We start from the raw sequence: 12739 nt of genomic DNA, 5'->3' as shown, positions 1-12739 counted from the left end.
CAATAAGTATAAAATATAATCTGTAGAATTTAATAAAAGAACCTTCATTGTAAAGTAGCTACAATAAATATATTATTTCATTCGCTCAACAAATTATCACATGTAAAATTTGATTATAATTTTTTTATTGTTATTAACAATAATTAAAAAAAATACATAGGCAGCTATTAATCAATATTCGTACTTCAAAATAAATTATTACATATCTTGTTAATATGATACTTGACAAATTATTCTATAAAATGATAGCTTACTCTCATAAGTGCACTATTGAATAGGTAATTTGTAATGAAAAGAACTTTTCAGCCAAGTAGAATTGTTCGCAAACGTAGGCATGGCTTTCGCTCTAGAATGTCAACAAAATGGGGAAGAAAAATTTTAAATCGACGCCGTGTACAAGGAAGACGCATTTTATGCGCTTAAAAGGCTTAGTCACATTAAAAAAAAGAAGAGAATTTGTACTTGCACGTAGCTGTGGTGTTTCTGCAGGAAAGTTTGGTTTATTTCTACAGGCCATTAAAGAATCATCGTTGCATAATAATAATAATAATAATAATAATAATGTTGTACGTGTTGGTTTTACAGTTAGTAAAAAAATAGGAAATGCTGTTGTTCGTAATAAAGTAAAAAGAAGATTTCGCGTTTTAGCACAAGACGTTTTAGTTAAACATGGCAATAAAAATTTTTATTATGTCTTAATAGGAAGTAACTATGTATCACAAATTGATTTTAAAAAGTTACGCATGGGATTAGTTTACTGCCTAAAAAAGTTAAGTTTATACAATAATAAATAAGCGGAGTCAGTTTTGTATTCACTAAGCTTAATGCTATTTGTACCTGCAACAATACTATTAATAGTATCAGGGTTGTATCTATCTATAAAATCAAAATGGATGCAAATATTTAAATTACCACTGGCTATTTCATTAATATTTAAAAAAAGTAATAACTCAAAGTTTAGTTCTATTGCAGCTTTATGTACAGTAATAGGAGGAAATTTAGGAGTAGGAAATATTTCTGGAACAGCAATTGCAATAAAATCAGGAGGTCCAGGGTTTATTTTATGGATGATAATAGTAATTGTGATCACATCAATTATAAAATATGTAACTTGTTATTTAAGTATATCAACAAAAGTACAACAAAATGGTAAAGTTTTTGGAGGACCAGTTGTATATTTACAACATGCTTTTAAGTCACAAAAAGCTTCTTTAGTTTTTGCAGTTATTATGATAATATGCTCCTTTACTATAGGCAATCTAGTACAAGTTAATTCTTTATCGATACCTATGCATCTTATCAACAAACCTCCTATAATTATTGGATTATTAATGGTAGGAATATTTTTAATGCTTACAACATTACAAATAAAAAGTATTACAAAAATTATCTCAAGTCTTGTACCAGTAATGACAATATCCTATATATTATTATCAATAATAGTATTATATAAATTCAATCATAATATAATTCCTTCTTTTAAATTAATTTTTGAAAATTTTATTAGTTGGCATAGTATTACATTCGGAACTATATCAGCTTTTATTATAGAAACATTTCATATCATTCAGGTAGGAACATTCCGTGGTATTTTTGCAACTGATATAGGACTAGGACTTGAAGGCACAGTTCATGCATCTGTTGAACATAATAAACAAGATAAAATTTCTTTCAATAGACAACAAAGTTTAATAGCATTAATTTCTCCATTTATTGTAGTACTCATAACTTTCATAACAACAATGATACTATTAGTTACAAATGTATGGTATGATACTAACCTTGAAAGCACTAACATGTGTATAGCAGCATTTAAAACAGCTTTACATTCACAATACATAAACTATATACTCATTACTATTATGTTTTGCTTTTCTTTTACAACTATTTTTACATGGTTTTTTTGTTCGAAAAATATAATATTATACACTTTTAAAAATAATCATTATATAAAACTATGGACAATTTTTTTTATAGCAATTATTCCTATTGGATCAATATGCAGAGTACAATTTTTATGGGATATTGCAGATTTAGCAATATCACTCACAATTATCATGAATACTATCGGTATATTAATGTTAATACATAAATATAAAGATATATTTGCACATACAGATATATTAAAATAGCAATCAATTTTGCTTTGGTTAGTGTTACTTATTAACTTATTTTCATAATATAATTATTAAATTTACATTAATTTATTAGATTTATATTAAGATATATTTGATGGTAATATGTATTTCTACTATCACTAGAATCATAAAATATAATAATTTTTTTAAGATTTTAGTAAATGACCTTCTAGAATAGCTGAAAAATATATTTTAAATTAGTTGTCTCAAAATAAAGTAAGTGGTAAAGATTTGTAAAATCTTTATATATAGTAAATATTATAGATGCAATATTTTCCCAAAGCAAATATATCACTTAAATAGATCATAAAAGCCCATGCTTTGTATATAAAAATAAAAAAACTCATCAAATAGTACCATAATAATTTCACTCAATATTATAATTAATAATTTTGATCTATTACAAAATCTGATAATAGTACATTTGTAATCATCTAAGTAACTCATTGAAAACAATAATAAATCTTTTAATCCAAATCTGTATGCACTAATAAATTTAACCTACTTGAAAAAATCTTATATAATGACATCAATAAATGCTCATTTATTAAAAATAATACAATACTTCTTACGAATGTACAATGTTATGCCATGGTCTATGATCATATGAATTGTCAATTTTTATATTAGATTTATCAACCCATACATAATGTACACCATATTCTTGTAATTTTTTATTACTAATATATTTAGTATTACATTCATTAGGATACACAAAATCAGAAATTTGTATTATAAAATCCACATTATTACAATAATCTAAAATATAATTTGCATTATTAGCAATTAAAATTTTTTTCTCAAACTTTATATAAATACAACCTCGATTATGCTCACAAAACAATCTTTTATTTTTTCCCACATAATTTTTTTTATATATTTTAACTTGACCATTTTGCCTTGACCATGACAAACTTATAAAACTTTTTATATTATGATTTCTAAAAATAGAATATAACTTTCCATCACCTTCCTTAACAACAATATCATTACTTGTAAAAAGTAGATCAGGAGTATTATAATATATACCAATCAAAGCTCCTAATACAATAAATACTATTCCATATAACCTAATTCTACTTTTCCATAAACATAAAAATATAATACCACAAGTTATAATAAGAATTGCACTTGGCGAAAAACTATGACAATTTATTATAAGTACTTTAATATTAGATATATAATTTGCTATAAATAGAACTATACTAACAGATTTTTCTATAATATCAGGAATAAAAAACTTAAAAGATAATCCACTAATAAATAAGTATAATACCCCAAATGGTATAATAATAAAAGTCGTTAATGGTATTGCTATAACATTAGCTAATAATCCGCCTATAGAAAAACAGTGAAAATGATATATTACATATGGAGCACTTGCAATACTAACAATAAAAGAACTTAAGATTATCGATAAAAAATAATTAGCAAAATTGTTAGACATAGCAATCTTACTAAAAATATCACAATTCACTACCAATGACATAACAGCAATAAACGACATTTGAAAACTTGGAAATAATAAAGATTCTGGTTTAAACAACAATATTAAAAATGCAGCAATTGCAATAGAACATAAACTATTATGCTCCCTATCTATAATAATTCCCACAAAAACCAAGCTTACCATAACAAAAGCTCTTTGAGCAGAAATAGGTGCACCAGCAATTACTAAATATATAAAACTTGACATAATACCAATAACTGATGCTATTTTTTTTATATTAAATTTCAACGCCACAACTTCTGATAGCACCAATATATTTCTCACAATTCTAAATAATAACCCAGCAATAAAAGATAAATGTAATCCAGATATAGCAAATAAATGAGATAATCCTGCATTTCTAATATCAATCATTGTTGAATTTTTAATTCCTAATCTTTTACCAATTAACAATGCTGACATTATTTCACAATAATCTTTTTTTAAGCCATTAGATAATCGATAATAAATATTCATTCTTAATCTTTCAATATAATCAGAAAAAACCATTTTTTTTTGTTGTAAATAAATCTTTACCCGTGAAGTTGTAAATCCTAGTGCACTTATATTGCTAAAGTAAGCTACCTTAGAAAAATCATAATCATACTTTGAAGCTGATATAAAAGGTGGATAAAGTACTCCAGAAAAAGAAACCTTATCTCCGATTTTAACTGTTTTGTCTATTTTAGTACGCACTACTAGTCTAATACAATCAATTTTATAACTAACATTTTCTATGTTACAAAGTAATAAACGTACATGTAATGGCTGATAATCCATTTCTTTAATTGTACCAATAACATAATTAACATATACCTTATGCTCAAGAATATCAGTAGCAACATAGATAACACGAAAATATATTCCAATAAACCCAAATAATAACATAAATACTAATATAAATACGTAACGCTGCTTTAGTAATACAATTAATACAATTAGTACAACTTCTATAAATATTAAAACAGCAATGAAGTATTTATTTGGCTCGTAATTTAAACAAAAATATAATAATATTCCTATACCTTGAAACAAGGGTATAAAAATTATAAAACTACCCTTTGATATAACAAAACTTTCTGCTATAAAATTAACTATTCTCTTAATTTTGTATAGAGATGTCATTGTAAATTAGTTAATGAAATATATAATAAATATTAATATATTTAACTAAAATACTAAATAATCAACTATAAAAAATTTATTCTTTCATATTAAAATAATGTAACATACTATCTTGTAAAAATAATAAAAAATCCTATAGCAAAACAATATCCAATTTAATAAGCACTTTATTGTTTAAAATAATGGCATAAAAATTATAAAAACTTCTTTTTATATAAAAATATAATTGTGTAATAGTATTTATAAAAACTAAAAATATATCAATTTTTTTATTTAAATGCTTAATAATAAAAAATTATAATTTGTTATAAAGCTAATGATGCTCTTAATTTTGCATTGTAATATCATTGTAATTTAATTAAAAATTAATAAAATAATAAATCATTAACTACAAAAATTTAACACTAAAATACGTTAATTTCAGCGAAAATACCTAATAAAATTAAAAATTTTATAGTAGTAGTAGTTACTTTAATAACAATAGCATCTTTACTAATTCGACAATATATACTTTTTCAAATAATAATCTGACTAAAATATACTCATAATCTCCTGATACATAGCAATATAAACAATACTTTTTAATCTAAAAAATTAAGTGATACCCATATACACTAATTTTATCTTCACTGTCCAACTAATAATTCTACTTCTATATATTAAATAATTTAATGCTACAAGTTATACTTTTGCTCAATCTTTAATAATTTATTAAACATTAACCTTCATTGTATATATATAGTAGTATTTTTTTTATTAAAACATAAATACACAATTAATATAAACAACTCTTTCCTAATTAAAGCACTTAACTATAATCTAACCTTAAAATTCCACCTAATCTACTTTTTACATAATTGACAATACAATTTGATACATCTTTAATTTCTTGTTCCGTTAACGTGCAGTACACCGGTGTTAAAATAACTGACAAAGCCACTGAAACTTTATCTTCTGGTATATTGTTACCTTTATAAATATCAAATACTGATACATCACTAATTAACTGCTTATTACTGTCTTTTATTACTTCTATTAGATCCTGTACCCTTAAATCCTTACTTACCAAAAAAGCAAAATCTCGTTTCACAACTTGGTATTTACTATTTGTAAATTTATCAATTAATTTTCTAACTTTTGGTATTTTATCTAAAAAAATTTCAAAACAAACTACAGGATATTTTATTTTAAACATATCAACAAAATTAGGATGAACTTCACCAAAATATCCACAAAATACATCTTGAAAATATAAATTTGCAGATTTTACAGGATGAAGATAACACTTATTACAATTCTTAAATACTAAATCATTAGCTTGGATACCTAATTGTAAGAAAATACATAAAACATCAGACTTAGCATCAAAGAAATCAAAATATCTAGTTGCACCATACAAATTGCGTGGTAAGTTATTTCCATATCTTAACCCACTTATTATATGATATTCACCATCAATAGTATAAATTTTTCCTATTTCAAAAATAGATAAACTATCACACCCATAAGACTGATTTTCTGCTGCTATCTGTAATAAATTTGACACAATAAAAGGCCTCATCAAATTAAAATTATTATTAATTGGATTACCAATTAACATGCTAAACCCTTTATAAGCAAATTTCTCTGCTATAGACTTACTAATAAACGATAGCGTTAACACTTCTGTTAACCCTTCTACAGCCATAACTACACGTAATTTATCATAGTCATCATAATAAAAATTAACATGAGACATTACAATAGGCTGCTCTTGTATTTTATCATATCCATATATTCTTAATACTTCTTCTACAAGATCAGAAGAATGATTAATATCTGATCTCCAAGAAGGAGAAGTAACTACCCACTTATCATCACCTTTACTTTTATCTATACTAAAACCAAGATCTATTAATATTTCAAAGATTTTACTTTCCTCGATGCTAACATTTCCTACTTGCTTAACAGATTGTGGATTCCAAACAAAACTTATATTTTTATGTTGATAATTTTGATCTACTACAAAATCTGATACTATACCACCACAATATTCTACGATCATCTGAGTTGCATAATCTAAACCAAATTTCACAAAATTAGGATCAATAAATCTTTCAAATCTATAACTTGCATCTGTTGATAAGTTTATCCTCTTTGAAGAAAGCGCAATATCAATTGGATCGAACCACGCAGATTCTAAAAAAATATTTTCTGTTTCCATAGTACATTTACTAAACTCAGAACCTATAACCCCTGCAATACCATGAATATTATTATGACCATCAGTAATTATTATATTATCTTTATTTAAATTATAATATTTACCATTAAGGGCACAAAAATTCTCAATCTCTTCATTAGATCTTTTTATAACAATATTATTACCGTATATTTTATCTGCATCATATACATGCAGAGGCCTGTTAAAAGTTAGCATCACATAATTTGTTATATCAACAACATAAGAAATAGGCTTAATACCAGAAGATATTAAATAATCTTTTAGCCATTTTGGACTTTCACAATTTTTTATACCACTAATATATCTGCCCATAAATATACCTTTTACCTGCATATTTACTTTGATATATGATTTATTTGTAGAACTTATTTTAATACTATTAATAGGTCTCAGTTTTCCAAGTTGAGCTGCTGACAATTCTCTAGATATTCCATATATTCCTAAACAATCTCCACGATTTGGTGTTACACCTACTTCTATAATAGGCTCACATAAAAAGAACTTTTCTCCAACATTATATTCATTAGATAATTCTATTATTCCTTCACTAATTTCTCCTTTACCTAATAAATTCAGCTCTTCTTTTGAACATAACATACCATAACTATCTATTCCTCGTAGTTTTACATAGTCAATGACAGACTGACCTTTAGGAATAACACTACCAATAGAAGCCAAAACTGTCCTCATTCCTATCTTTAAATTAGAAGCACCACAAACTACCTGGATAATTTCTTTTCCATTACTGACTTTACACACTTGCAACTTAAGTGCATCAGGATGCTGATTAATCTCTAATACTTCTACAACAACAAAATACTGCAAACTCGCATTGTTGATAACTTTTACTTCTAAACCAATATCATTTAACTTATCTACTATTACATTTAATGGCAATTTTACATCAAAAGAATCAAGATATTTTAAAAGCCAAGATAACGCAAATTTCATGTAAAGTATATTTAATTCGCAATTGTTAAAGTTTTTTTGACATTATCAACAAGCTCTATAATCGCAATAGGAGCACTATCACCTTTACGAAATCCATACTTAATAATTCTAATATATCCCCCATTACGATCTTTATAACGATCAGCTAAACTATCCATAAGCTTGTTAATTATCTCTAAATTGTGAAGCTTAGATACCAAAAGCCTACGTCCATAAACATTATCTTTAAATTTATAATTTTTAGCTATAGAAATTAACTTTTCTACATAGGGACGCAAATCCTTAGCTTTTGGAAGAGTAGTAACAATTCTCTCATGCTTTAATAAAGATATTGATAAATTCCTCAACATTGATGCCCTATGAGAACTTGTACGACAAAATTTTCTATGCTTTATACGATGTTTCATAACATTTTACCTAATCTTCACTATATTGCTTACTAAGACTTTCTATAGATTCTGGAGGCCAATTAGGAATTTTCATACCTAAATGTAAATTCATTATTGCCAAAACCTCATTAATTTCATTTAAGGACTTTTTACCAAAATTTGGAGTTCTAAGCATATCAGATTCAGTTTTCTGCACTAAATCACCTATATAAGTAATATTATCATTTTTTAAACAATTATAAGACCTCACTGAAAGCTCAAGCTCATCAACCTTACGCAGCAAATTACGATCATAAGGAAGATTATTATCTTCAATATCAACTTTTTTCTTTGTATCCTCAATATCATCAAAATTAATAAACGACTGAAACTGATCTTGCAATATTTTAGCAGACAACGCTACTGCTTCATCTGGCAACACCGAACCATCTGTTTCTACATACATAATTAGCCGATCATAATCTGTAAATTGCCCGATACGGCTATTTTCAACTTTAAAAGAAGCCTTTCTAACTGGACTATATAAAGCATGAGTTGCAATAAAATTCACTCCAACACCACTAACATCTACCTTATTTATTGCCCTACGCTTTACAGCATGAACATATCCCTTTCCGCTATTAACATAAATCTTCATACAAAAATCAATACCTTGATCTAATGTACAAATCAATAAATCCTTATTTAATATTTCACAGTCAGCTGTCTCAGAAATCATACTAGCCCTTACTTCACATGGACCTTTAACATTTAGATGCAATACCTTGCTAGCTGAAGCAACTAACTTCACCCTTAACATACTAACATTTAAAATAATATCAGTAACATCCTCCCTTACTCCAGATATAGAAGTAAATTCATGAGATACATTATTTATTTCAACACCATAAACTGCAAACCCTCGCAAAGAAGACATCATAACACGCCTTAATGCATTACCTAAAGTTAAAGCAAAGCCACTTTCTAAAGGTTCAATTACTAACTCAGCCTTGTTAATACATTTATCATCACTCACTACTTTAATTGAGGAAGGCTTAGTTAACTTATCCCAATGATCTGAAATAGATACACACCCACTTCCATGAGAGTATAAATTATTAACCTTACCAGAGCTTAACTCCTTAGTAGAATCGTAATCACCTGAAATCACTTAACAACCTCACATAAAAAATACTAAAACTATACCCTACGCCTTTTTGGAAGCTTACAACCATTATGTGGCAACCTGGTAGTATCCTTAATTGACGTAACATTCAAATTACATGCTTGCACTGCTCTAATAGCCGCTTCCCTTCCAGCTCCAGGACCAGATACTTGAATTGAAGCTGTTTTCATACCATTTTGCTCAATAACTCTACGAACAGCATTACTAACAGTCTCTTGAGCTGCATAAGGAGTTGATTTTTTAGATCCCTTAAAATTACAAGCACCAGCAGAAACAGTAACTAAAGCATGACCCTGCTGATCAGTAATCGTTACAATAAGATTATTGTATGTTGCATAAATATGCACCTTACCAACTACAACACTTCTTTTCTTTTTTTTAATAGCAACCATATAAATATACCTTAACTATTTTTTCTTAGCTGCAATTGGCAAACGAGACTTGCCCTTGCGCGTCTTTGCATTAGTATGTGTTCTCTGGCCACGAACTGGCAATCCTTTCCTATGTCTAAGACCTCTATAACAACCTAGATCCATTAGAAACTTAATATTCATATTAACTTCTTTTCGCAAATCACCTTCTACGACATAATTAGCCCTGATAAAATTCCTAATTTTAATTATATCGTCATCACACAAGTCAACAACCTTAGCGTTTTTATCAATATTACAGCTGCTACAAATTTTATCTGCTAAAGAATAGCCTATACCATATATGTATGTTAATGCAATTATTATACGTTTATTTATTGGAATATTAACTCCAGCTATACGCGCCACTTAAATTCCCCTATACTTTAAACAAATGCTTTGTAGTATATCAAACATAAATATTATCGTCAACTATTTATTAAATAATCTATTTTACTCTTTATATCCTGAGAAACTTCAGGTATTAACTTATTTGCATTGATTTTTACAATCTTCTTCTTGTAATATTCCATAAGACCATAAACTTCAGAATTATATTTCTCAATTCTATTTTCAATGACTTTAACATCGTCATCAGATCTACGAATTAATTCAGTACTACTACAATAACTACAAAATGCTTTACCATGCTTCTCCTCCGTAAAAAAACTTAAATTTAAAACCTGATTGCACTTTTTACATAAAACACGCCCCATTAACCTTTTTCTTGCTATCTCAACATCTAATTCTAACTGAATAACTATATCAATGCTACAAGAAAGCTTTTTTAAAAAATCTGTTAAAAAATAAGCTTGTTGCAAATTTCTTGGAAACCCATCCAGTAAAAAACTACCTTTTACCTTTTTTAAACAACCAATCAACACTTCACAAACTACATCATCATTAACTAGCTTGCCATTTTTAACATTATTTTGAATTTTCCTTCCAATTTTTGTACTACCATCAACTTCAATTCTTAGTAAATCACCCATAGAAATTACAGAAATATCTTCCAAATAACGCCCTAAAATACGAGACTGTGTTCCCTTGCCAGAACCTGGGGGGCCAAACATAAGTATATTCATTTATTTTTTTTCCATAAATCAGATTTCTTAATTAATGCACTATACTTACTAGAATAAATATGCGTTTGTATTTGCGAGAATGTATCAATAATTACATTTACCATTATTAAAAAACTCGTACCACCTAATGTAAAAGATATCGCATGATAATATCTAAATACCTCAGGCAAAATACAAATAACTGACAAATACATAGATCCTATAACTGTTAACCTTTTTACTAAATATTCAAAATAATCACAAGTACTTTTTCCAGGTCTTTTTCCTAAAATAAATCCACCATTTTTCTTAAGCATTTCTGAAGTTTCCTTTGCATCAAATACAAAAGATGTATAAAAAAATGCAAAAAAAACTATTAATAAAGCATAGAAAATTACATATAACACTTTTCCAGATGAAAAATACGTTAAAATAAAATCAGACCATACAGAGCCCTTATGAAAATTAGCAATAGTAATAGGAGATAATAACAATGCATTAGCAAAAATTGGAGGTATAACACCAGATATGTTAATTTTTAAAGGAATATAAGTAGAATTACCTTGATGCAACCGATTTTTTACTTGCCTTTTTGGATATTGTACAAGCACCTTTCTATAAGATCTCTCAATAAATATAACTAAAATTAACAATAAAACAAATGCTAATAGCATCAATAAGATTATAAAAATCGGCACATTTCCATTTTTCCCTAATAAAAATACTGAAGAAAAAGACCCTGGTAACTCTGATACTATTCCAACAAAAATTATCAAAGAAATTCCATTACCAATTCCTTTTGAATTAATTTTTTCACCTAGCCACAACAAAAACATAGTTCCACCTAGTAGGCTACCTACACCAACCACACGAAACATCAAACCAGGATTTATCACAACAGTCATTGCTTCTGTATTCATTTTTTCTAATCCAAGCAAAATTACTAATCCTTGCACTAAACAAAAAACAATCATCAGGTATCTTGTATAGGAATTTATCTTTGTTCTTCCTAATTCACCATCCTGCCTCATTTCATTTAACTTAGGGATTGTAACAGAAAATAATTGAATAATAATTGAAGATATTATATATGGCATAACATTTAATGCAAAAATTGTCATTCTTCCTAAAGCGCCACCAGAAAATAAATTAAATATACCCAAAACTCCAACAGAATGCTCACGTACAATACCTTCAATAACATCAGGATTAACACCAGGAATTGGAATATAAGTACCTAACCTGTATACAATCAGAGCCATTAAAGTAAACCATAACTTGCTTAATAAGCCATCCTTATTCCATGAGTTTTCATTCAACATAAAATTATCTTTATTTACATATTAATAGGCAAAATATATTTTGCAGCTGATTTTGATATATAATCATAATCCATTCTTACCTGACTGTTTAATTGGCCCTTACCAAGAACTTTAACTTTATCATTTATAGAAGATATCACTTTTAAATCATACAATAACTCCTTTGTAATATTAGAAATATTATTAATTTTTCCCTTATCTATCAATTCTTGGATAATAAACAAATTTATAACCTTATATTTTAATTTAGATAATGATCTAAATCCCCTTTTAGGCAATCTCGTAAATATAGACTGCTGCCCACCTTCAAATCCATTGATAGAACTTCCAGATCTTGCTTTTTGACCTTTATGTCCTTTACCAGAAGTTTTACCTTTTCCACATCCTATACCTCTACCTAAAACCTTTGCTTTCTTTTTTCGAGAAAGACCTGCAAACATATTATTTAATTTCATAATTAAT

12 protein-coding genes are annotated in these 12739 nt (G+C 27.1%); 3 read left to right on the top strand and 9 right to left on the bottom strand.

Features of this window, described 5'->3' with window-relative positions:
• Positions 1 to 288: 288 nt before the first annotated feature.
• Genes rpmH through HL033_RS03590 form a run of 3 tightly spaced genes read left to right on the top strand, consistent with a single transcriptional unit; the run spans position 289 to position 2132 of the window.
• Complete coding sequence (rpmH, locus tag HL033_RS03600) at positions 289 to 423, top strand: 50S ribosomal protein L34 (RefSeq protein WP_218193928.1); 135 nt, start codon at positions 289 to 291, stop codon at positions 421 to 423.
• Positions 414 to 794 carry a ribonuclease P protein component gene (gene rnpA, locus HL033_RS03595; protein ID WP_218193927.1) on the top strand — a complete coding sequence of 127 codons (381 nt, stop codon included), beginning with the start codon at positions 414 to 416 and terminating at the stop codon, positions 792 to 794. The genes rpmH and rnpA overlap by 10 nt, the downstream gene beginning before the upstream one ends.
• Positions 795 to 824: 30 nt before the next feature.
• The gene (locus HL033_RS03590; RefSeq protein ID WP_218193926.1) at positions 825 to 2132 is read left to right on the top strand and encodes an alanine/glycine:cation symporter family protein; all 1308 of its coding nucleotides are present in this window, start codon (positions 825 to 827) and stop codon (positions 2130 to 2132) included.
• 574 nt (positions 2133 to 2706) lie between these two features.
• On the opposite strand, the gene HL033_RS03585 is transcribed toward HL033_RS03590, so the two are convergent.
• The 9 genes from HL033_RS03585 to rplO all read right to left on the bottom strand — a co-directional run bounded on the left by HL033_RS03585 (position 2707) and on the right by rplO (position 12732).
• Positions 2707 to 4752 carry a ComEC/Rec2 family competence protein gene (locus HL033_RS03585; protein WP_218193925.1) on the bottom strand — a complete coding sequence of 682 codons (2046 nt, stop codon included), beginning with the start codon at positions 4750 to 4752 and terminating at the stop codon, positions 2707 to 2709.
• Between the two features lie 808 nt (positions 4753 to 5560).
• On the bottom strand, positions 5561 to 7927 hold the full coding sequence (gene pheT / locus HL033_RS03580; protein ID WP_218193924.1) for a phenylalanine--tRNA ligase subunit beta: 2367 nt from the start codon (positions 7925 to 7927) through the stop codon (positions 5561 to 5563).
• 11 nt (positions 7928 to 7938) lie between these two features.
• The gene (rplQ, locus tag HL033_RS03575) at positions 7939 to 8334 is read right to left on the bottom strand and encodes a 50S ribosomal protein L17 (protein WP_218193923.1); all 396 of its coding nucleotides are present in this window, start codon (positions 8332 to 8334) and stop codon (positions 7939 to 7941) included.
• Between the two features lie 10 nt (positions 8335 to 8344).
• Positions 8345 to 9379: a DNA-directed RNA polymerase subunit alpha gene (locus HL033_RS03570; protein ID WP_218194521.1), complete on the bottom strand. Its 1035-nt coding sequence runs from the start codon at positions 9377 to 9379 to the stop codon at positions 8345 to 8347.
• A 116-nt stretch (positions 9380 to 9495) separates the two neighbouring features.
• Positions 9496 to 9873 carry a 30S ribosomal protein S11 gene (gene rpsK, locus HL033_RS03565; RefSeq protein WP_218193922.1) on the bottom strand — a complete coding sequence of 126 codons (378 nt, stop codon included), beginning with the start codon at positions 9871 to 9873 and terminating at the stop codon, positions 9496 to 9498.
• A 15-nt stretch (positions 9874 to 9888) separates the two neighbouring features.
• Positions 9889 to 10260 (bottom strand): 30S ribosomal protein S13, encoded by a 372-nt coding sequence (gene rpsM / locus HL033_RS03560; protein WP_218193921.1) that lies wholly within the window; start codon positions 10258 to 10260, stop codon positions 9889 to 9891.
• 59 nt (positions 10261 to 10319) lie between these two features.
• The gene (locus HL033_RS03555) at positions 10320 to 10964 is read right to left on the bottom strand and encodes an adenylate kinase family protein (protein WP_218193920.1); all 645 of its coding nucleotides are present in this window, start codon (positions 10962 to 10964) and stop codon (positions 10320 to 10322) included.
• Positions 10965 to 10972: 8 nt separating this feature from the next.
• Positions 10973 to 12277 carry a preprotein translocase subunit SecY gene (gene secY / locus HL033_RS03550; protein ID WP_218193919.1) on the bottom strand — a complete coding sequence of 435 codons (1305 nt, stop codon included), beginning with the start codon at positions 12275 to 12277 and terminating at the stop codon, positions 10973 to 10975.
• Between the two features lie 14 nt (positions 12278 to 12291).
• A complete protein-coding gene (rplO, locus tag HL033_RS03545; RefSeq protein ID WP_410522095.1) occupies positions 12292 to 12732 on the bottom strand; it encodes a 50S ribosomal protein L15 in 441 nt (146 codons plus the stop codon).
• Between the last annotated feature and the right edge of the window lie 7 nt (positions 12733 to 12739).

The organism is Neoehrlichia mikurensis (genome assembly GCF_019186785.1).
GTDB classification, from domain to species: Bacteria; Pseudomonadota; Alphaproteobacteria; order Rickettsiales; family Anaplasmataceae; genus Neoehrlichia; species Neoehrlichia mikurensis.
This window is presented reverse-complemented; position numbering and strand designations above follow the sequence as displayed.